Raw genomic sequence first — 20,528 nt, forward strand, 5'->3', positions numbered from 1 at the left:
ATGCTTACGATGCAGCTTTCCTTCAGAAAGCTTTTTGGCGAACGCTCCGCTTCTCTTGGTTATTTCTGTCCTCTCCGTTCTTGTGTAAAGGATTAGCTCAATTTATATATTCGCTTAATGTATAAATCTCTGATTTGGGGCATATGGTGAGCGTATAGAACTCTCACAGTAAATATAAACAAATCAGGGGGAATTTTGATGAACAGTTATTTGACGCCTAAATCCGTACACGTGGTAGGACAAGCCCGGCAAGTACAGCTCATACTCAAACAATGGTTGCGCGAGTGGGGCCCGGATGCCAAGTTAGTCGATCTGCTTGCTGGACGTAAATAAACGAATCGAAACATGATTTTGCTTCCTTTTGACCTTAAATTAACGAGTCTTCTTCCTTGAAATATAACATGAATTCGCAAAAAGTCCGAATCCGTATAGACCGGGTTCGGACTTTTCTGTAACAACAAGTTAGGAACATGTGCTCAATATTATTTCTTGTCTGCTGCCGTTTCCTGAATAATAGCCACGACCACCTGAGACAACTTCACAATATCTTCGGCACGAATACGTTCTTTGGTTGTATGAATATCCTCATACCCTACCGCCAGATTCACTGTCGGAATGTTGAATCCGTTAAAGATATTGGCATCACTGCCACCACCGGAAGCAAACGTACTTGTCTCCAGTCCAATACTGCGGATGGCACGCTGTGCAAGTTGTACAACTTCGTGTTCATCATGGAAACCAAACGCAGGGTAAAGAATCTCACTTCTGAATTCAGCTGTTGCACCGTATTTGCGACATGTTGTTTCGAGCGCGTCACGCATCTGTGCAACCTGCAATTCAACTTTCTCCTGCACAATACTGCGAGCTTCCGCTTCAAGCTGTACAAAGTCACACACCACGTTGAGTGCTGATCCACCTTGGAATTTACCGATGTTCGCTGTCGTCTCATCATCAATTCTGCCCAGTGTCATCGCTGCAATCGCTTTGGCTGCAACTTGAATGGCGCTGATCCCGTCTTCCGGGTTCACGCCCGCATGGGCAGACTTCCCATAGATGCTCATTTGAATTTCAGCTCTGGCTGGTGCAGCAACACAGATCGTACCTACAGCTCCATTAGAATCCAGCGCATAACCGAACTCGGCATCGATATCCTTCGGATTCATGGCACGTGCACCCACCAGGCCAGACTCTTCGCCGACCGTAATGACAAATTGAATTTTACCATGTGGAATCTTGTTTTCCTGGATCACACGAATCGCTTCGAACAATGCCGCAATCCCTGCTTTGTCATCTGCTCCCAGGATCGTTGTTCCATCACTGCGAATCCAGCCATCTTCACCCAGTTCAGGCTTGATTCCCTGTCCCGGCGTCACGGTGTCCATATGACATGTGAAAAAAATTGGTGCAACCCCTTCAGTTCCTTCGGCTTCCCAGGTGATGACGAGGTTTCCGGCGCCATGTCCGGTTTGCTCCATGGTATCATCCTCATAGACATGAAGACCGAGATCTGTAAACTGTTCTTTTAACACCTTCGAGATGTTCTGTTCATTTTTCGTTTCGCTATCAATCTGCACCAGTTCCATGAACTGATCGATAACACGTTGTTGTTTAATCATAGGACTTTCCTCCCTCTCGTGGATACGGTACAATACAATTACTATGGCTTGTTTACTTTATGTTGAAAGGAGTTCTCTCATCATGCAAAAAAAGAAATGGTTCAAAATCATTATCTATCTCATGCTGATCGCCATGATCGGGTCTACCCTTTTCATAGCTCTCGAACCGTTGCTGTTTGGATAGCAACCTAAAGCCTTTCGACGGTCTGTTTACAGACGTTGAAGGGCTTCTTTTTCCGTGACCCAATTAATTTGATATGGAAAAATACGATTAAAGTACGGAACAATCTCCTGCGCTACCTGCTCCACCGAATAAGACTTGCCCGTTATATCCTCGAGTGAGGTAACGCCATACTGCTCAATCCCACAAGGAACAATCCCCTGAAACCCTGCATGTTGAATGCCTGAGCTGATGTTAAAAGCAAACCCGTGACTGGTCACAAAACCGCGGCGGTGTTTGCAACGATTAAACTTGATGCCGATTGCAGCAATCTTCATATCGCCAATCCACACACCCGTGTAACCCTCTTTGCGTCCTGCTTCGATGCCCTGGTCTGCGAGATAATCCATAAGTACCTGCTCAAGTTTCCGTAAATAGCCGTGCAGATCCAGGTCTTCATCCCGACCAAGAATCAATAACGGGTAACCTACCAACTGACCCGGGCCATGATAAGTAATATCACCGCCGCGGTCAATTTGAAACAAAGAAATCCCTTGCTCACGCAACTCTTCCGGACTGAGAAGCAGATGCTCCGGATGATTTTGTGAGCCGATCGTATACGTAGGCGGGTGTTGTAAAAGCAGCATCTGCTCCGCTCCCTCGCCCTCGTCCAATCGCTGCACAATCGCTTTCTGGCGGTTCCAAGCCTCTTCATAATCAAGCATTGGTATGTATGCAACATCCAGCGGCTTGCTCATGATTCCCCACACCCTTCTGCTTCAGGTTCAGTGTACAATTGAGCACCTGTCCGTAGACAGCAGGAAAAGTGCACGGCCTCCGGCACATACACTTCCCCGACAACTATTTACTTAATACACCTTGGTCTCCATGGTATATCCTTCAAGGTTTTCTTTGACACGTTGCAAGAAACGTCCGCTGATTACACCATCCAGGATTCGGTGATCAAGCGACAGACACAGGTTAGCCATCGAACGAACAGCGATCATATCATTAATAACCACTGGTTTCTTGACAATCGACTCGAATGTAAGAATCGCTGCCTGTGGATAGTTAATGATCGGCTGGGACAGGATCGAACCAAATGAACCTGTGTTGTTCACCGTGAACGTACCACCTTGCATATGGTCCAGCTTCAACGTACCTTCACGTGTTTTGCGAGCCAGTTCATCCACTTCACGGGCCAGACCTGCAATATTTCGCTGATCGGCATGTTTGATTACGGGTGTAAGTACGGAATCTTCGGTTCCTACCGCCATGGACAGGTTAATGTCCCGTTTGACGATAATTTTGTCCACTGCCCATACCGAGTTCATGATTGGGTAGTCTTTAATCGCGTTAACGACTCCCTTCATCATGAATGACAGATATGTCAGATTGATGCCTTCCTTACGCTTGAACTCATCCTTGAGTTTATTGCGCAGCATCACAAGATTTGTTACGTCCACTTCAATCATTGTCCATGCATGCGGGATTTCAGATACGCTTTGACGCATATTCCGGGCAATGGCATTACGCACAGGGGTAACATCGATGAAATACTCCGATCTTCCCTGGCCGCCACCTTCCACTTCGATCTGTGGAATTTTCGGGCTTTCGGTTAGATGAATGCCTGAATGTCTCACAGGAACACCTGCATCGGACGCTGAGATCGCTTCTCCAGCGGTTAAACCCATTTCTCCATTTCCACGATTCACTCCGCTGAATGGAGAAGCAGACGGCACACCAGAAGGTGTATGCTGTGCTGCTGCAGATGATGCTTGTGCAGACGATCCAGCCGCGTTACCTCCCTGTGCAACAAATGCCAGCACATCTTTGCGGGTAATACGACCACCGGCTCCAGTGCCTTGGATGCTTTGCAAGTTCAAGCCATGCTCTGCTGCCAAGGATTGCACTGCCGGGGAATACCGATTGCGCATCGGCTGGTTCGGGTCATGTGCTGCTGTATTTGAGGCGGCAACAGGAGTGTGGCTAGCATGTTGCTGCACTTGCTCCTGTTGCTGCGATACTTGTGTTACTTGCTCAGCCGCTTCTTCGTCAGAAGCTGCGACCTGCATGCGGCAGATTGCTTCACCAACAGCAATCGTTGTGCCCTCTTCCACCAAAAGGTCACCCATAATTCCATCCACAGTGGATGGAATCTCGGCATTAACTTTATCAGTGATTACTTCACAGATCGGCTCGTACTGTTCCACACGGTCGCCCGGTTTTTTCAACCATTTGCCTATGGTAGCCGAGACCAGCGATTCCGCCAATTGCGGCATAATGACCTCGATCCATTTCATACGTTCAGCCATTTGATTATCACTCCAAACTTTACTTTTAAACGATCCAAAAAACGAAATTAAAACTCGGCAAGTGTACGCATTGCTGCTTTGGCTTTGTCCTTGCTCAGCATGTAGAATTTCTCCAATGTTGGGCTAATTGGCATGGCCGGCACGTCAGGTCCGCAGAGACGCTGAATCGGTGCATCCAGTTCAAACAGACATTCCTCACTAATAATCGCGGCAACTTCGGCACCTACACCACCCGTTTTGTTATCTTCGTGTACGATCAGCACTTTGCCTGTCAGACGAGCGGAAGCAATAATCGCTTCACGATCCAACGGTTGCAATGTGCGCAGATCCAGAACGTGTGCTGTAATGCCTTCTTCACGTTCCAGCTCCTCAGCAGCCTGCATTACAAAATGCAGCGGCTGACTGTAACCGATCACTGTAATATCCGCACCCTCACGAAGTACGTTGGCCTTACCAATCGGAACGATGTAATCATCTTCAGGCACATCTTCCTTGATAAGTTTGTAGCATTTTTTATTTTCAAAAAAGAGTACCGGGTCCGGGTCGCGAATAGCGGCCTTGAGCAGTCCCTTAGCATCGTATGCCGAGTAGGGAGCTATAATTTTCAGACCAGGTGTACCAAAGAAAATCGATTCCGGACATTGGGAGTGATACAACCCACCGAAGATCCCGCCCCCAATCGGTGCACGGATAACAATCGGGCAGCTCCAGTCATTGTTGGAACGATAGCGAATTTTCGCCGCTTCACTAATGATCTGGTTGGTTGCCGGCAGCATGAAGTCCGAATATTGCATCTCGGCAATCGGCTTCATGCCATACATCGCTGCACCAATGGCAACACCTGCAATTGCGGATTCAGACAAAGGTGTGTCCATCACTCGCATTTCGCCGAACTGATCTTGCAGCCCTTTAGTTGTGGTAAACACACCACCTTTGAGACCTACGTCTTCACCAAGGATAAAAACATTCTCGTCCCGTTCCATCTCTTCTTTCATCGCGAGACGGATTGCATCAATATATTCCATCACTGCCATACTTACCGTCCCCCTTCTTCGCTGTCCGCATAAACGTGCGTCAGAGTGTCCTCAGGTTTAGGATATGGCGCGTTGTCTGCATATTCAGTTGCTTCTTTCATTTCCATCGCAAGCTGGGAAGCCAGATCCGCATCCCGGGCTTCGTCCCAGATGCCACAATCAATCAAGTAGTTCTTCATGCGAGGAACGCCATCTTTCTTCCAGTTCTCCTCAACTTCCTCTTTGGTCCGGTAAGCCAGATCATTATCGGAGGTGGAGTGAGGTGACAACCGATACATCATCGCTTCAATCAGTGTCGGGCCTTCTCCGGCTATGGCACGGCGACGTGCTTCCTTCACTGCAGCATATACTTCTAATGCATCGTTACCATCTACACGCAGTCCGGGGAACCCGTATCCTTGTGCTCGATCGGATATTTTGCCGCTCAACTGCTTGTGAATCGGTACCGAAATTGCATATTGATTGTTCTCACACATAATAATGACAGGCAATTTATGCACACCTGCAAAGTTGGCTCCCTCATGGAAGTCACCCTGATTGCTTGATCCTTCGCCAAAGGTAACAAAAGAAACAAATTCTTGCTTCTTCATTTTGGCAGCCAGTGCAAATCCAACAGCGTGCGGAACCTGTGTTGTAACCGGGCTTGAACCCGTCACTATCCGCAGCTTTTTGTGACCGAAGTGACCCGGCATTTGCCGACCGCCACTATTCGGATCTTCTGCCTTCGCAAAAGCAGAAAGCATCAACTCACGCGGAGTCATGCCTACCGCCAGTACAAAACCGTAATCGCGGTAATAAGGTAAATAATAATCGTGATCCCGATCCAGACCAAAAGCAGCGCCTACTTGCGCAGCTTCCTGCCCTACACCGGATACGTGAAAGTTAATTTTGCCAGCCCGTTGCAAAAGCAAGCAACGCTCGTCAAACTTGCGCGCGAGCAGCATGTATTTGTACATATCCAATACTTCACCATCGCTAAGTCCCAGCTGTTGATGCCGGTGGACCGCGTCTGCAGTACCTTGTGAACTCATATGAGGTACCTCCTTTTAATCAGAGCCTGTGCCACTCTTACTACCCGATCTTATAACCTGGTACTAAGACTTGGCTTAACCTTATTATAATCCCTTTTACCCAAAAAAGGAAAGGACCTTTCTCATAAGCTTGTTTGACTTACATTCCAATGGCCTTTCCATCGACCGCCAACATGGCTTCACCCATAATTTCCGACAGAGAAGGGTGCGGATGAATGGTTTGTCCGACTTCCCAAGGTGTGGCATCCAGCATCTGAGCCAGAGAAGCCTCAGCGATTAATTCCGTCACATGGGTGCCAATCATATGTACCCCCAATATATCATTCGTCTTGGCATCTGCGATCACCTTCACGAATCCATCCCGACTTCCGTGAATAAGCGATTTGCCAATAGCCGAAAATGGGAACTTGCCTGTTTTAATGTCATAGCCACGTTCTTTGGCTTCTCGCTCGGTGAATCCGATGCTTGCTGCTTCCGGACGTGTATACACACAGCGCGGGATGCGATGGGATTCTACGGCATGTACCGTTTCGCCCGCCAGATGATCGACAGCGAGAATACCTTCATGACTTGCGGCATGTGCAAGCTGCAAACCGCCGATGCAGTCACCAATGGCGTAGATGTGACCTTCACCGGTCTGTAACTGTTTGTTCACAGCGATGAACCCACGCTCCAGTTTGATATCTGTATTTTCAAGTCCAATATTTTCGACATTAGCTTGACGTCCAACTGATACGAGCATTTTCTCCGCTCTCAGCGTTTCCTGCTTATCGTCACCAAGCTGCACATCAATCTGGATGCCCTCTTGATCTGTGTTATATGTTTCCGTTAGAACAGTGGCACCTGTTAGGAAACGAACACCTCGTTTGCCGAGCAATCGCTGCATTTCTCTGGCAACATCCTCATCCTCGGCAGGCAACACGTGAGCAGCTGCTTCTACTACTGTGATGTCTACGCCAAAGTCATTCAGCATGGATGCCCACTCCAGTCCAATCACGCCCCCACCGACAATGATGAGTGATGCAGGAAGTTCATCCATACGCAGGGCTTCGTCGCTGCTCATTATGAATTTACCGTCCGGTTCCAGGCCCGGCAACACACGAGGACGCGAACCAGTGGCAATGATAAGATTGGTTGGAACTACCGTATCCATCTCTCCATCTTCAAACTCCACAGCGACTGCTCCGCTCTGCGGTGAGAAGATGGATGGTCCGATGACGCGACCTTTCGCGTGTACAACCTGGATTTTATTTTTTTTCATCAAATACTGAACGCCCTGATGAAGCTGTTCGACAATTGCATCCTTGCGCGCCTGTACTTTGGGAAATACAAGTGTAGCTCCAGCTGTCTCGATACCATACGTCTCGCTCTTCTGGATCTCGGCGTATACTTCCGCACTTTTCAGCAAAGCCTTACTCGGAATACAGCCACGATGCAGACAGGTACCGCCAAGCTTGTCCTTCTCAATGATAACGACCTGTTTTCCCAGCTGTGCAGCCCGGATTGCGGCTACATATCCACCGGTTCCTCCTCCAAGAATTGCAACATCACATGTAATTGGCATCTCTCATGCTCTCCTCTATGAATCAAATTTCAATATCATTTATGATGGCTTGAATCATGGTTTAGCTTATACCCTCTATATGCCATTGTACTCTCCTTGAGCGGTCAACTCAAAGTTTGAAGCAATCACACATGGACAGCCTATGCATTCCAAGCTATGATGGAATCAGGTATGATCTGTAAGCGTAACCTTTATTTAATGTCGACTTTGGCAGAAAGGGTATAATGCTCATGAATACAAGATTGGTCTTTGCGCGTTTTTTGGCGATTGTTGTTCTGGTCATCCCCGGTTTAATGGCAATGAAGGGTTTTCTGATGATGAAAGATGCCCTGTTCCTATATTATGCCGAGCACGGGAACGAACTAATTTCACCAGGTTTCCAATGGCTCTCCTTTGGCGGTGGACTTGTCCTTTTTGCCGCAGGTATGAGTTTTCTGGGAGGCTGGATCTTGTTCCGTGACCGCAAGCGTAATTATGTAGGTCCCCGTTTCCGGTCCAAAAGTGTACCCGAAAAAGCAGAGACGCCCGGAAGGACTCCATGAGTCCGGGCTTTTTGTGTGTTTATACAACACACCGCCTACTTTACATAGACAGGATGGATCATCATGGTATCATTTCTAATCACGTTACAACGATTGCTCAAAGGCATTTTCCATGCGTTCAAAGACCCCAAGTTTCTGGCTCTGTTTGCGTTAACGACAGCAACGTTGCTGTCAGGCACTTTATTTTACACTCGTGTTGAAGGTCTGCACTGGATCGATGCGTTATACTTCTGTGCGGTTACTCTGACTACGGTGGGACATCCTGAATTTGTGCCAACCACCGGATTCAGCAAAGCCTTTACCGTAATCTACATGTTTGCAGGCATTGGTCTCACCTTTGCCATGATTGCCAGAATTACAGCAGGTATTCTATTCCCTCGCAAATTAAAGACAGAAGAGGACCCGGAGTAATCTCCGGGTCATTCGTATAAGGCATCCCGCAGTTTGGTAGACATACGTGATTCTTTGGAAGAAGACTTCAAGATTGTTCTACGCAAGGTAAGGTTACTTGCCTGCAGTCTCTCCGCTTCTGCGAACAGTTCTGCAAATAACGCCTGCGCTGCTTCATCTAGAGCCCCCTGTTCTTTCAGGCTTTCATATCGCTCTTGAAGTGATGTTAATGCTTCACTCATACTAAACACCTCTTTTCACAACTCCTGTTAACTAGCTGCCGTAACCAATACCTTAACAATCCATATAGTAACACAAAGCTGCGCAGATTAGTTCTGGCTCTTTCCAAAGATTTTGTGGTACTCTGTAATGGTCGCTTTTTTTGTTGAATCCCGTATGTGAGAGGAGTAGCAGCACCGTGCAAACAGGACGTATTACCGTAATTACTGGACCCATGTTCAGTGAAAAATCCGGTGAACTCATTCGCCGTTGTCAGAAATTAATACAATTTGGCCGTAAAAAGGTTGTGGCCTACAAACCAGCCGAGGATAATCGGTTTGCCCAGGACGAGATCGTAAGCCGAATTGGTTATCGACTCCCTGCCCATTCCATTCCCCGGCAATTAACCCCGGAATCCGTAGAAATGATCTTGAACCAAACCATAGATGCTGATGTTGTTGCATTTGATGAAGTACAATTTTTCAGCAGTGCCATTATGGAACTTGTCTCGGAGTTAGCGTATTGTGGCAAACATGTCATTGTGGACGGACTTAATATGGATTACCGTGGTAAGGAATTCGGATATGTCGGTGGTTTGCTTGCCATGGCAGACGACATTGAGAAACTCTCGGCTTTCTGTGCGGTATGTGGCAGCCCGGATGCAGCCTTTACGCAACGTATCGTCAATGGGGAGCCCGTTACCTTGGGTCCGGTTGTCATGATTGGCGATTCAGAGGCTTACGAGCCACGTTGTCGTTGCTGCTTCATTCCTCCTCACAAAGTTGAATGCTCATCATAATTCCTAAAAGTCTTAGATAACTTCCAAAAAGGCCCCTTGGGGCTTTTTTGTTATGGAGCAAACATTCGCACAAAAAAGCACCGCTTCGCAGCGATGCTTCCAGAGTCACTTCCCGCTAGTCCCGGGAAACAAAATATTTGTTGGTCATGTAGTAAGCGTCACCACGCGACGTTTCCACCATTCCTTTTTTGGCATCCAAAAATACAATCTCTTTACACTTTGTACAGTACCATTTTGTGCGCTTGTATGGGGATTCCGTCACATAAGCCGTGCCACATTTACAATCAATCTTCATTAATAACTCGGTTGATTTATAAGCACTGGACAAGCGTTCCAGGTTATCCTGCTGCTGTGTAGGCATAATGGTCTGCTGATAATCCGATAAATGATTTTGAACCTTGAAATCTGCTACCAATCCTGCATTCAATCCAAAAAACTCCTTGCCAATTTCGGTCACGAAGCGCTTCTCATTTCTGTAGCAATCCAGCCACTCAATAATCTGCTTATTAGACAGTGGAACCGTACCCTTGATACCGCTGTTTAAGGTGTAGGTCATGATGTATAAAGTATCGTCTTGTCTACCTGAGTACATTAGAATCCTCCTTCGAATACATTTGCTAATGTACTACAAAAACGCGCATAAATCAAAAAATTCTTATTTCCTGAGCGCATCTCTTCTTATTAAATGGGAAACATTCCACGTTCATCCGCCAAAGACTTACAAGAACTGCATACACCTGAAACATTTCCCTGTGGAGCCGCATAATGCACGACCGATTTAACGTTTTTCTTGCATATGGAACAGTAGTGCCTCCTTTCCTTTTTTGGGATATAGTCCGATAGCTTAACCACGTTTTTGTTCGGTCGGAATCGTTGTAAGAAACCCGGCCATTTCATCTCGCTTCACTCTTTCTTGTTCGTCTACTTTGTAGTCATTTTTTTACTCTGGGCTAAAAATCATCTCGCCTTTTTTTATGTATACGATTCCAAGTTGTGCGTTCCTATCTCATAATCTATTCGACGTTTTGGGCGTTTTTCCTGTTTTTAATCTCTACACATATAAAAAAAAACCGACAGAACCTGCTCTCCTTTTTTTCGGGAGAACAGTATTTTAGTCGGTTGCAGCCTTATTTATAAAAAGTTCCCAGAACGTCCAGCTCTGATGAGCGCTCAATTCGAAATGGATAGATATAACCCTGATTCATTCGGGTAAATTTGCGGCTCCACAGATCCAGTCCCGATGTGAACTGATAGGCCTGATATATAAACTTGGAGCAGTAATTGCGCTCAATACTGCGCAGATTGGTCTGCAAACGGTAGAATTTCACCTGCTTGTAATGGTCATGTACCCACCCGGCTGCTTTCATTCCTGCCTCATTCAATCTGGAACGGAATACAATGAAGCGATCTCCTTCATAAAAACGCGTAAGATACCACTCTAATGAATCAGCAAAAACAGGCCCATAAGGGTGCACATGATACACCTTGCCGTCGAGACCAATAATGCCCATATGCCCGGCGTAATATGTCGATTCCGAGCTTGGCGTATACACAATATCCCCTGGCTCCAGCTTCATTTCGCCCAATACGTTAATAGGCAAGTCCTGATGCAGCCGTTTGGCTGCTGAACGTTCACGCCGCCCTTCAACCAACAAGCGATGAAGCGCTCCAGCCAGTGCGAGATACATTTCAGACCATTTGATCTTTTTTTTATCAGATCGTTTGAACCACCGCTGGATGAAGGTGAAACCTCGTTGTGGCTGTGATCCCTTTTTCATACGCTGCACTCCACTCTGATCTAGTTGTTGTATCTTGATGTCATTCTACAGTTTCTCAGGCTTATTATAGACATTTGGTGGTTCATGTTCAATTCTAAGCGTGTTCTATCTTGTGCCATTATGCCTTCTTATTACCCATTTTATGCAAAAAAAGATGACTTCGGGATTAACCCGAAGTCATCTTAATATAACCGATCACAGACCTTTATTCTTCTACAACACCAAGAGCTTTATTTTTCTCCTTAAAGCGACTGTTATGGGAAGAAACATAAGCCACTTTTTCCGCTTCAGGGTCCATGTAAAGCTTCGCACTGTTTACCGCTAGGGCTGCATCAGTGAAAGTACCTGCAATCAGGTACAGTTTGCTACCATAATTTACAAAGTCACCTGCGGCAAAAACACCAGGAATATTGGTTTGCAATCTCTCCGTTGTAGTGACATGCCATTCGCCAAGATCAAGTCCCCAATCCCGGATTGGACCAAAGTCACTCTTCATGCCATGGTTTACAATGACAGCATCGACTTCAAGCAGTTCAGTTTCACCTGTGTCCACGTGTGAGATGGTCACCTGTTCAATCACATCACCACTCATACTATGCAAGGTCTCTACCGCATATGGTGTACGGACATCTACAGAGGATTCTCTCATACGCAGTACATTACGCTCCAACCCGCCAAAGCGGTCACGACGATGCACCACCGTAACTTGCTCTGCCAGTGCTTCCAGTTCATTCGCCCAATCCACAGCAGAGTCGCCTCCACCCGAGATCAGCACGCGTTTACCACGGAATGGTTCTAGTTCCTGTACGGTATAGTGCAGATTGCTAACCTCATAACGGTCTGCACCTTCAAGCTCCAGCTTGGCCATTTTATATATCCCATATCCGATTGCCATAATGACGGTACGTGTCCAGTGTTGCTCACCTGTTGCAGAAGTTAACAGAATCGTGCCATCAGGTTGACGCTCGAATCCTTCGATCTGTTGTTCAAACACAAGGGTTGGCTCGAAAGTTCGAGCCTGTTCTTCCAATTGTTTGATCAGATCCTCACACAGAATTGGTGTCACACCTCCAACATCCCAGATCATTTTCTCCGGATAAAAGAGCATGCGACCGCCCAATCTGTCACGCGCCTCAATCAACTTGGTCTTCATATCCCGCATGCCGCTATAAAAGGCAGAGTACATGCCCGCAGGGCCACCGCCGATAATGGTTACATCATAAAGTTCCAACTGCTGATTCATATTAAAAATACCTCCGTTAATTCGATCCAGAACATCGAGTATTTGATATCGATTCTCATTATCACTTAAATCCTAGTTTAATGGTAATCTTATCAAATTACAATGACTAAAAAACAAACATTTCTTGTACAAAACTTCTGCGAACCGCTCTTTACTATTGCGCTCTTGGAGCCGCCAACATCTTTTCTACGACAAAATCAAGTTGTTTATTGACTGAATAGATATCGGAATAATAGAAAAATTCAAAATCAATCTCGATCAGACGGCCTTCCTTAACAGCCGGTATGCTACTCCAAATTGGATCATTCGTAAGGTTATCTGCCCCTTCATACACCGAACGAAACACATAATCACCGATATACTCAGGCAGTACTTCCATGGATAAGTTGGAGCCTCCTGCTTCCGAAACCACATCAATTTTCTTTTGCACTACTTCCGGAGCTTTCATGTCCAAGTACTCATATAGTGCCTGAGAACCTCGGCCATATTGCTTGCTCTCTACAACGACCATACCTTTCAAACCGCCCTCCACAATGGAAACCGTTTTATCCAATATGCCTGCATCTGCAAGTGTTTTCTTGCTTTCTTCAACTTTGCTGTTGAGATTAGTGATTAATGTCTCGGCTTCCTGTTCTTTGCCAAAAACACTCGCTATACTCCGGAGTCTTTCTTCTGTAGTCATTTTCTCGTACGGAATATATACCGTAGGTGCGATATCCTTTAACAACGAATACGTCTCTTCTGAAGGCGCAATAATCAGATCCGGATCGAGGTCTATTACAGCTTCAGGATTCGGTTCAAACCAGGCACCCAGTGAATTTACACCTTCAAGTTCACCCTTATATGCAGCTCCGGCGAATACTTCTGAGGTAGCGATTGGCTTAATTCCAAGTGCGACAACATCCCCCTGGAGATACAATACAACAACCCGTTTCGGATTCGCTGGAACAACCACGTCACCTTTAACCGTTGAGACCGTACGTGTTTCATTGTCTTTGTTCGTCTGGCTTCCAGTGTCCGATGACACGGCCGTACTGCTGTTATTGGAACTGGCACCCGTTCCTTCGCCAGCTGCTGGTGTTGTTGCAGTACCTGAAGAGCAGGCTGCGAGGAGCATCGTTATGCTCAACAATGCAACCATGATCATACTGGAACTTGTTTTTCTTCTTCTCATTGGTGTAGACCCTCCGTCTATATATTGATAATGATTCTCATAATCAATATATCCCGACTTCCATCTTCGGCCAATGGACGATTCAGAGATTTGCAATGGACGATCCTCTGTTCGAGCTTCTTCTCTCATCTTTCGTTGATACAGAATCGGAGAGATCCCCACATGTTTTTTGAAAATACGACTAAAATAATACACATCCGAATAACCCACTTCTGTTGCAATTTCACTCAGCGTTGCATCAGATCGTACAAGCAGATTCCGAGCCTTGGCGATTCGGGTCTGAATTAAATAATAAATTGGACTGTAACCCGTCTGTCGTTTGAATTGCATGGATAAATGTCGGGAGCTGTAGTTGAACTGTTCAGCCAGGAAATCAAGCGTCACCTGTTCCCTATAATGGTTCTGTATATAACGAAGTGTTTGTTTCACCGGGTCAGCAAGCTCTGTTTTAATCTCCTGCTCTGCCAACTGAACCATCATTTCATGAATGAATTGGTAAAATAAACTTTTTGTATGAAGCAGATCCAGACTGCCAGATTGAATCCATGCACCCTCAAGCTCATCAAGGTAACGTAACAACCCCAGCGGACTACTTGGCGTAAATCCATATTGCAAAGAGAACGGTGCAACCTCTGGCTGTGCCAATAACCACTTTTTGCGAAAACTAGGAAAGGCAAGGAATGCTCTGTAATAGAGCAGAATATATTCAAAATCTTCGTTGGTTTGGATATCCAGTGAAGATCCTTTGGCCCCATGAAGCATGTAAAATCGCTCTGCATTGTAAGCTCTACCATCCATTTGGAGGTCAGCGGAGCCTCGAATCGTATATATAAAAGCATTTGCCGGAAGTGTGTAGGAACTCAGTTGTGCCCCTGCCTCCATAACGATTCGTCGTATATCCAGAACCTTAACAGCGGCATGATTCCAGCATTTCATCTGTTCGTCTAATTGCATCAAATACTCTCCAATCCCAGCCTCACCCGGAACAAAGGCCTTACAAGGTCATCATTCTGCCATACATCCAATAACATATATGTAGCAGAGGTTTACTAATGTACCTTTATTATAAATGATAATAATTTTCATTATCAACTGTAATTTAGAGTGGAAGAATTGGATTTCATCTCATCCATCACTTGTTACGCTTATTCTTGTTCAGAGATCTTCGTAAACCACGCAGCCAATTCCTCTGTTTGATTCAATGTTGCAATCGGGTCAAAGTACCATGAACGTCCGGGCTCCAGATAAACACACGATCATTTTTAACCCATCCAGTGAACTCCAGACAAGTTTCGATTTCAACTCTTCCAGGGTCAGATTGTTCGCTGTTAGAATAATGTAATCCTCCACCAGGCAGGTTTGTTTTGTACATCAAGTAATATAGGCGCAATCAGGATTCGCCTGCTTGAATCACCAACTTACTTCCTTTTGCCCCATGGATAATATAAAAGCGACTCACTTCATATGTTTGCTTGTCAGCGTCACTCCAGCATCACCCTGAATGGTGAGTACAAAGGTACTTGTTGGAAATTTGTAATTCATCTCTTCTTATGCCTCTAATTCCATGTAACGAATATCTGTTATACTCACCGCAGCATAGTTCCAGAGGATATAATAATCATTCCACATTTTGCTAACCCATCTCCGTCTACATAGATTGTGTCTGAACTTCCACTCACTTAATAATAAACATTATCAATTATTATGAGGAAGTACGCAATACATCCGACGCAAAATGAATCCATTGCGATGAAACAAGAGCTATTCAAATCCTTCTCTTAACATCCGATATATGTAAATAGAACCATGATAGAGAGTAGAAGGAGAACAGTGGATATGAATTCAATCTCATCTGCAACCAAAAGCAGTTTCACTCCCGGGAATCAAGTCTCCAGTCGGGATAAAGAAATACAGGGACTCATGCAGCAGAAGGTCCGGCTCAATGAAGAAATGCAAAGTGTAAAAACCAATGACGAGTTGGATACCAAAACCAAAGCTCAACGAATTAAATCCTTAACAAGCTCCATTTCCCAGATCGACAGCCAGATTACCCAAATTAAAGCTGAAGAATTGCAAGAAAAGAACAAATTAAGACAGCCCGAAAAGACTCAACAGCAACAACCCAAACCAACCGACGAGACACAAGCCCCTTCACTCGATCACCTGATCAAGCATAGTCAGACTTATGATCAATTGGGTAAGCTGGTCGGTTTACGTGATCGCATGCAGGGCTCCATTCAGACCACCGAAGGAGAAACCCGCTTCGACCGACTTGTTCTGGAGATTAATCCTCCTACAAATGATCTCGATCTCGGCAAATCAAAGATGTTGGAAAATTCAGAACGCACCGTCTTTCAGGCAAAGCGAGAGACCGTCCAAGACATCAACTCCCAGTTAAACAAGGTTAATCAGAAGATTGGGGAACTGGTGGAAGAGATCCATCAATCCGCGCCTAAAGAATCGGCACAACCTCCCATCTCTGCAACATCTGGAGAAGATAATCAGGAAGTAAATGAAGGAAAGAAAACGGGAAGTAAGGAGCACCCATCAGATGGCGGAACCACAGATCAGGAATCAGGAAACGGCCCGCAAACTACGGCTTCTACATCTCCTGCTGCTTCATATCCATCCGTCGATATTCGAATCTGAGTACTCTTTGCTCTAACATACTTATATGTATACATAATGAGGTTGAAGTGTTTTTGCAACACAGCACTCGACTCGCATCACATAATAGATAAACCGCTATTACAGGTGAATAACTCCTGATAAGTAGTGGTTTTTCTTGTATCTTTAACGTTAGTAGTTGAGCTACTATGAGTATTTCTTATCTCTAGCACAGAGTACTGACGTTATCATTTGCACAGATGATACTGCCAGCAATCGCTTTACAACCTTTTTTGATGCGTGTGGCATCATCAATAATCTGATCTATGTTTTCATATTTTCGCTTGCTATTGGTTACAACGGCGATGGATACCGACACCAGAGGAATGGGCCGATTCAGCCCGGAGCGTCCTTCCCCCAGAACATATTGATGATGCCAATCATGTTCGTTGTAGAATGTCTTTTTCATTTCCTCAAAACCTGAGATGACTTCCTCACTAATAAGTTTGTAATCATGGTGATTCAGGATCGTAATAAAATCATCACCACCGATATGTCCAAGAAAAGCTTCAGGGGGAACAAATAGCTTACGAAGCAAGTTAGCTGTCGCCTGAATAAGCTGATCCCCCAATTTGAAGCCGTAGCTATCATTGTAGGATTTGAATTGATCGAGATCAACGTACAGTACACTAAAATGGTCCATCTGAAGAGCCTGAGACAGCCTTTCATCTATAATATGATTACCTGGAAGACCCGTCAGAGGGTTCATAAAAATCGCCATTTCAGCCCGTACATCTGCAACAGCAAGTAGCAAACGTCGAATACTCACAGCTCCCAAGAAACGTTCTCCTGACGTGACCAACACAAGATCATATATTTCCCCTTCATCTCTGTCCATGGCTAGAACACTGACATCCGTAATCTGTTCCGAATAATCCACGACCAGTGCCTGCGTGTTCATCACCAGTTCTACAGGACGTCCCATATACAGATTATAGCCATACTGGGTGCCAATCTGCTGAAAGAATCGGGCCCGCATCATTAATGACACACACCTCTCCCCCATAACAGCTATACCTTCCAGACTAGGTTTGGACTTAAAAAGATGATAGACGATATCACATTTTGTATCAGATTGTACTACAGGAATTGGTTCAGCAATCTCGCCTATTTGCGTAAACATACGATTCTACTCCTCTGTTCGTAGCATCTATCCGAACTTTCAAATATATATGTAGGTCTTTGTCAATGGTCACATCGTACCACTTTCTACTTGAAAAAGCGTTAACTGAGAGTAAAAGTTTATGAATTATTTCCTTTATCTGAATTTTGCTATAGGGAGCTTTCTTTAATGTAGAAACTCAAAATTCAGAAACAATCATTCAAAACTAAATTTCATCATCATGTTCTGTGTTATTTCGTTATGCAAAAATACCGTCATTTACTGGATATCTTTAATCCAATAATTGACGGTATTCGTTGGCATATATTACAGAAGTTTATCGGCATGAAATGAACGAATTCAGATACAGGCCACCAAAATCCATTTGGCTAGAATCTAATCTGAATTCAAACTATAATTGCCAGCTCACTACTCCTGACCGTTTCAGCTTACCTTATGCTCAATTCTCAGCTTGTCAGCGACCATCGCGATGAACTCGCTATTTGTTGGCTTCGACTTGCTGATATTGATCGTGTAACCAAACAAGTGGCTGATGCTGTCGATGTTACCACGAGTCCATGCCACTTCAATCGCATGACGGATGGCACGTTCGACGCGGGACGGCGTGGTTTTGAATTTTTCGGCAATCGCTGGATACAGTGTTTTGGTGATTGCTCCCAGAATTTCGATATTGTTATACACCATCGTAATAGCTTCGCGCAAATACTGATATCCCTTAATATGCGCAGGAACGCCGATTTCATGTATGATGGACGTAATGCTTGCATCGAGATTTTTATGTTTGCCCATGGGCACAACATTGGATTTCATGAACATGGATGATCCATTGCTCGTCGACATCGCGGTCTGTGTTCCAACCAGTTGACGCACACGATTCGCAAGCACCTCCATGTCAAACGGCTTGAGAATATAATAAGAAGCTCCGAGTTGCACGGCACGCTGTGTGATATTCTCTTGTCCGAATGCCGTAAGCATAATGACTTTAGGCTGTGGAGACAGGTTCAGGTTGCGCAAGCGCTCAAGCACACCCAGACCGTCCAGATGAGGCATGATAATATCCAGAATCAATACATCCGGCACATCCCGAGTTTGCTCCAGCAATTGCAGTACTTCTTCTCCATTGTATGCAATACCGGTTACTTCCATATCTTCCTGTTCAGATATATATTCGGCAAGCAAATTCGTAAATTCACGATTATCATCGGCCAGCAATACCTCAATTTTTTGCAAAACGGTATCCTCCTTTAAATTAAACATCGTTTCGTACATTTCCTTACACGTTTAATTTTCGACACAGCGAGTTAAATTCCTCCTGTCGAAAATTATTTTTCTTTATTTTTTTTTCTTGATCCTATATAATAAATAATTTATTTCATTATCCGATATATTATGTTTGCTTTCGACAAAAAAGAACCTCAAGGCTGTTTAACCAGCCTTGAGGTTCTTATCGTTTTCCTTTTTCATCATAACGCCAGCATCTTGTAACATCCATTCAATGAAGCAACCGTAACCCGATTTCGGATCATTCACGAATACATGAGTAACTGCACCGATCAACTTACCATTCTGTACAATAGGGCTGCCACTCATCCCTTGAACGATACCTCCGGTCTTATCCAGCAGTTTCGGGTCCGTGATTCGAAGTACCAGACCTTTTGTTGCTGGTTCGGTTTGATCTGCCACATGAACAATGTCAATGGAGAAGCGTTCAACTTGTTGACCGTCAACCACGGTAAGTATTTCGGCCGGTCCTTCCTTTACTTCATGAGAGAAAGCAACGGGAATACCTTTCGAATACAAACTGTGCTCAGGATTTCCGGACATTTTACCAAAGATACCAAAAGCCGTATTACGTTCAATATTGCCCAAAATTTTGCTTTCCTTGAGGAAATGAGCACGTTTTTCACCCGGATCACCGGTCTCACTTTTAGAAATGGACGTCACATTGGATTGAACGATCTGACCACTACCTACAACAATAGATGTTTGTGTGTTCATATCTGTAATGACATGGCCCAGTGCGCCGTATACGCCCTGATCTGGAGCATAGAAGGTAAGTGTGCCAACACCGGCTGCAGAATCACGAATGTACAATCCAAGCCTCCACGCTTGATCCTCGGAGTCATACGCCGGAGTTAATCGTGTCTTCACCGTTTCCTTACCACGTTTTAACACAACATCAATACCTTTTTTACTTTTCCCTGCAAGTTCAACGGCTTCAGAGACACCTGCTACGCCATCAAGACGTTTACCATCCATATGCGTAATCAGATCTCCGAGCTTAATGCCTGCGGTTTCTCCTGGCGATACACGCTCATCCTGCCCAGAGTGGACCAGATGATGACCTACAACCAGAATGCCTGCCGATTTAACTTTGACGCCAATCGTTTGACCCCCGGGTACAACACGCAAATCCGGTATCACATTCACATGGACTGTTTTGACCGGAATTTTACCCCACAACTTTAACGTTAATTTGGCATGTCCCGTTTGTTGAGGGTGAAGATGCAAAGGTTGTTGCCTGGTAACATGCATCGCTGCCTGATCATCCAAACCAACGATATCTGGTCGATCTACAACGGCGCTTGAAACAGCAGGTACAGCGAGCCGGACATCCGCTTGCCTGCCAGCAAACACCTGCAATTCATCCGGCAGTGAAGCATAACTTTGCACAGGCTGAATGGCCTGGCTAATCACACAAAGAAAGAAGGCAAATAAAAGACCTAGCAATTTCTTCCTGAGGGGGGAATTCAATGGCTGTCACACTCCCTTTGCTTCTTTCGCTTGACGAAAGGTGGTCGCCAATTGCGTACCTATAAGATAACCTCGCCCCCAGGCTTTTATTACTGTCAATCATTACGCCAGCCGTCCGT

Annotated in this window: 21 protein-coding genes; 6 read left to right on the forward strand and 15 right to left on the reverse strand. The window is 45.3% G+C overall.

What is annotated here, in order from left to right:
* Window positions 1-198 precede the first annotated feature (198 nt).
* Window positions 199-333, forward strand: coding sequence for a Z-ring formation inhibitor MciZ (locus F0220_RS19695; protein ID WP_091018103.1), 135 nt, complete (start codon window positions 199-201; stop codon window positions 331-333).
* 149 nt (window positions 334-482) lie between these two features.
* On the opposite strand, the gene F0220_RS19700 is transcribed toward F0220_RS19695, so the two are convergent.
* Window positions 483-1,616 (reverse strand): M20/M25/M40 family metallo-hydrolase, encoded by a 1,134-nt coding sequence (locus tag F0220_RS19700; protein ID WP_105599521.1) that lies wholly within the window; start codon window positions 1,614-1,616, stop codon window positions 483-485.
* A gap of 82 nt (window positions 1,617-1,698) precedes the next feature.
* Between F0220_RS19700 and prli42 the strand changes: the two genes are divergently transcribed.
* Window positions 1,699-1,800: a stressosome-associated protein Prli42 gene (gene prli42, locus F0220_RS19705; protein WP_017687624.1), complete on the forward strand. Its 102-nt coding sequence runs from the start codon at window positions 1,699-1,701 to the stop codon at window positions 1,798-1,800.
* 26 nt (window positions 1,801-1,826) lie between these two features.
* Here prli42 and lipB read toward each other — a convergent pair whose 3' ends face one another.
* From lipB to lpdA, 5 genes are all read right to left on the reverse strand, one after another.
* Window positions 1,827-2,534 carry a lipoyl(octanoyl) transferase LipB gene (gene lipB / locus F0220_RS19710; RefSeq protein ID WP_091018106.1) on the reverse strand — a complete coding sequence of 236 codons (708 nt, stop codon included), beginning with the start codon at window positions 2,532-2,534 and terminating at the stop codon, window positions 1,827-1,829.
* Window positions 2,535-2,645: 111 nt separating this feature from the next.
* Window positions 2,646-4,091, reverse strand: a complete 1,446-nt coding sequence (locus F0220_RS19715) for a dihydrolipoamide acetyltransferase family protein (protein ID WP_105599522.1) — start codon at window positions 4,089-4,091, stop codon at window positions 2,646-2,648.
* 47 nt (window positions 4,092-4,138) lie between these two features.
* Complete coding sequence (locus tag F0220_RS19720) at window positions 4,139-5,125, reverse strand: alpha-ketoacid dehydrogenase subunit beta (RefSeq protein ID WP_017687621.1); 987 nt, start codon at window positions 5,123-5,125, stop codon at window positions 4,139-4,141.
* A 2-nt stretch (window positions 5,126-5,127) separates the two neighbouring features.
* Window positions 5,128-6,156 (reverse strand): thiamine pyrophosphate-dependent dehydrogenase E1 component subunit alpha, encoded by a 1,029-nt coding sequence (locus F0220_RS19725; protein ID WP_036607878.1) that lies wholly within the window; start codon window positions 6,154-6,156, stop codon window positions 5,128-5,130.
* Between the two features lie 139 nt (window positions 6,157-6,295).
* A complete protein-coding gene (gene lpdA / locus F0220_RS19730; RefSeq protein WP_105599524.1) occupies window positions 6,296-7,720 on the reverse strand; it encodes a dihydrolipoyl dehydrogenase in 1,425 nt (474 codons plus the stop codon).
* A gap of 224 nt (window positions 7,721-7,944) precedes the next feature.
* Between lpdA and F0220_RS19735 the strand changes: the two genes are divergently transcribed.
* Window positions 7,945-8,262: a DUF2627 domain-containing protein gene (locus F0220_RS19735; RefSeq protein WP_017687618.1), complete on the forward strand. Its 318-nt coding sequence runs from the start codon at window positions 7,945-7,947 to the stop codon at window positions 8,260-8,262.
* A 63-nt stretch (window positions 8,263-8,325) separates the two neighbouring features.
* Entirely contained in the window at window positions 8,326-8,673 is a 348-nt protein-coding gene (locus tag F0220_RS19740; RefSeq protein WP_091018111.1) for a potassium channel family protein, read from the forward strand.
* 8 nt (window positions 8,674-8,681) lie between these two features.
* Here the strand turns inward: F0220_RS19740 and F0220_RS19745 are convergent, their stop codons facing one another.
* On the reverse strand, window positions 8,682-8,894 hold the full coding sequence (locus tag F0220_RS19745) for a hypothetical protein (RefSeq protein ID WP_091018113.1): 213 nt from the start codon (window positions 8,892-8,894) through the stop codon (window positions 8,682-8,684).
* A gap of 176 nt (window positions 8,895-9,070) precedes the next feature.
* On the opposite strand from F0220_RS19745, the gene F0220_RS19750 reads away from it, so the two are divergent.
* On the forward strand, window positions 9,071-9,670 hold the full coding sequence (locus F0220_RS19750) for a thymidine kinase (RefSeq protein ID WP_017687615.1): 600 nt from the start codon (window positions 9,071-9,073) through the stop codon (window positions 9,668-9,670).
* 115 nt (window positions 9,671-9,785) lie between these two features.
* On the opposite strand, the gene F0220_RS19755 is transcribed toward F0220_RS19750, so the two are convergent.
* From F0220_RS19755 to F0220_RS32565, 5 genes are all read right to left on the reverse strand, one after another.
* On the reverse strand, window positions 9,786-10,262 hold the full coding sequence (locus F0220_RS19755; RefSeq protein WP_017687614.1) for a hypothetical protein: 477 nt from the start codon (window positions 10,260-10,262) through the stop codon (window positions 9,786-9,788).
* A gap of 535 nt (window positions 10,263-10,797) precedes the next feature.
* The gene (locus F0220_RS19760; RefSeq protein WP_036672336.1) at window positions 10,798-11,448 is read right to left on the reverse strand and encodes a hypothetical protein; all 651 of its coding nucleotides are present in this window, start codon (window positions 11,446-11,448) and stop codon (window positions 10,798-10,800) included.
* Window positions 11,449-11,653: 205 nt separating this feature from the next.
* Window positions 11,654-12,691: an NAD(P)/FAD-dependent oxidoreductase gene (locus F0220_RS19765; protein ID WP_091018114.1), complete on the reverse strand. Its 1,038-nt coding sequence runs from the start codon at window positions 12,689-12,691 to the stop codon at window positions 11,654-11,656.
* A 154-nt stretch (window positions 12,692-12,845) separates the two neighbouring features.
* The gene (locus F0220_RS19770) at window positions 12,846-14,819 is read right to left on the reverse strand and encodes an AraC family transcriptional regulator (RefSeq protein ID WP_105599526.1); all 1,974 of its coding nucleotides are present in this window, start codon (window positions 14,817-14,819) and stop codon (window positions 12,846-12,848) included.
* A 244-nt stretch (window positions 14,820-15,063) separates the two neighbouring features.
* The gene (locus F0220_RS32565; RefSeq protein WP_188310488.1) at window positions 15,064-15,237 is read right to left on the reverse strand and encodes a hypothetical protein; all 174 of its coding nucleotides are present in this window, start codon (window positions 15,235-15,237) and stop codon (window positions 15,064-15,066) included.
* Between the two features lie 464 nt (window positions 15,238-15,701).
* Between F0220_RS32565 and F0220_RS19775 the strand changes: the two genes are divergently transcribed.
* Window positions 15,702-16,514 (forward strand): FlxA-like family protein, encoded by an 813-nt coding sequence (locus F0220_RS19775; protein WP_105599527.1) that lies wholly within the window; start codon window positions 15,702-15,704, stop codon window positions 16,512-16,514.
* 184 nt (window positions 16,515-16,698) lie between these two features.
* Here F0220_RS19775 and F0220_RS19780 read toward each other — a convergent pair whose 3' ends face one another.
* The 3 genes from F0220_RS19780 to spoIVB all read right to left on the reverse strand — a co-directional run bounded on the left by F0220_RS19780 (window position 16,699) and on the right by spoIVB (window position 20,409).
* Window positions 16,699-17,655: a GGDEF domain-containing protein gene (locus F0220_RS19780; RefSeq protein ID WP_105599529.1), complete on the reverse strand. Its 957-nt coding sequence runs from the start codon at window positions 17,653-17,655 to the stop codon at window positions 16,699-16,701.
* A 423-nt stretch (window positions 17,656-18,078) separates the two neighbouring features.
* Entirely contained in the window at window positions 18,079-18,885 is an 807-nt protein-coding gene (gene spo0A, locus F0220_RS19785; RefSeq protein ID WP_091018123.1) for a sporulation transcription factor Spo0A, read from the reverse strand.
* A gap of 195 nt (window positions 18,886-19,080) precedes the next feature.
* Complete coding sequence (gene spoIVB, locus F0220_RS19790; RefSeq protein ID WP_105599530.1) at window positions 19,081-20,409, reverse strand: SpoIVB peptidase; 1,329 nt, start codon at window positions 20,407-20,409, stop codon at window positions 19,081-19,083.
* Window positions 20,410-20,528 lie beyond the last annotated feature (119 nt).

The sequence above is a fragment of the Paenibacillus sp. 37 genome, assembly GCF_008386395.1.
Classification (GTDB): domain Bacteria; phylum Bacillota; class Bacilli; order Paenibacillales; family Paenibacillaceae; genus Paenibacillus; species Paenibacillus amylolyticus_B.

Bases quoted from the DNA above. Each gene is read 5' to 3' on its own strand.
- F0220_RS19695 (WP_091018103.1), top strand. From the start codon at position 199: ATGAACAGTTATTTGACGCCTAAATCCGTACACGTGGTAGGACAAGCC.
- F0220_RS19700 (WP_105599521.1), bottom strand. From the start codon at position 1,616: ATGATTAAACAACAACGTGTTATCGATCAGTTCATGGAACTGGTGCAG.
- prli42 (WP_017687624.1), top strand. From the start codon at position 1,699: ATGCAAAAAAAGAAATGGTTCAAAATCATTATCTATCTCATGCTGATC.
- lipB (WP_091018106.1), bottom strand. From the start codon at position 2,534: ATGAGCAAGCCGCTGGATGTTGCATACATACCAATGCTTGATTATGAA.
- F0220_RS19715 (WP_105599522.1), bottom strand. From the start codon at position 4,091: ATGGCTGAACGTATGAAATGGATCGAGGTCATTATGCCGCAATTGGCG.
- F0220_RS19720 (WP_017687621.1), bottom strand. From the start codon at position 5,125: ATGGCAGTGATGGAATATATTGATGCAATCCGTCTCGCGATGAAAGAA.
- F0220_RS19725 (WP_036607878.1), bottom strand. From the start codon at position 6,156: ATGAGTTCACAAGGTACTGCAGACGCGGTCCACCGGCATCAACAGCTG.
- lpdA (WP_105599524.1), bottom strand. From the start codon at position 7,720: ATGCCAATTACATGTGATGTTGCAATTCTTGGAGGAGGAACCGGTGGA.
- F0220_RS19735 (WP_017687618.1), top strand. From the start codon at position 7,945: ATGCTCATGAATACAAGATTGGTCTTTGCGCGTTTTTTGGCGATTGTT.
- F0220_RS19740 (WP_091018111.1), top strand. From the start codon at position 8,326: ATGGTATCATTTCTAATCACGTTACAACGATTGCTCAAAGGCATTTTC.
- F0220_RS19745 (WP_091018113.1), bottom strand. From the start codon at position 8,894: ATGAGTGAAGCATTAACATCACTTCAAGAGCGATATGAAAGCCTGAAA.
- F0220_RS19755 (WP_017687614.1), bottom strand. From the start codon at position 10,262: ATGTACTCAGGTAGACAAGACGATACTTTATACATCATGACCTACACC.
- F0220_RS19760 (WP_036672336.1), bottom strand. From the start codon at position 11,448: ATGAAAAAGGGATCACAGCCACAACGAGGTTTCACCTTCATCCAGCGG.
- F0220_RS19765 (WP_091018114.1), bottom strand. From the start codon at position 12,691: ATGAATCAGCAGTTGGAACTTTATGATGTAACCATTATCGGCGGTGGC.
- F0220_RS19770 (WP_105599526.1), bottom strand. From the start codon at position 14,819: ATGCAATTAGACGAACAGATGAAATGCTGGAATCATGCCGCTGTTAAG.
- F0220_RS32565 (WP_188310488.1), bottom strand. From the start codon at position 15,237: ATGTACAAAACAAACCTGCCTGGTGGAGGATTACATTATTCTAACAGC.
- F0220_RS19775 (WP_105599527.1), top strand. From the start codon at position 15,702: ATGAATTCAATCTCATCTGCAACCAAAAGCAGTTTCACTCCCGGGAAT.
- F0220_RS19780 (WP_105599529.1), bottom strand. From the start codon at position 17,655: ATGTTTACGCAAATAGGCGAGATTGCTGAACCAATTCCTGTAGTACAA.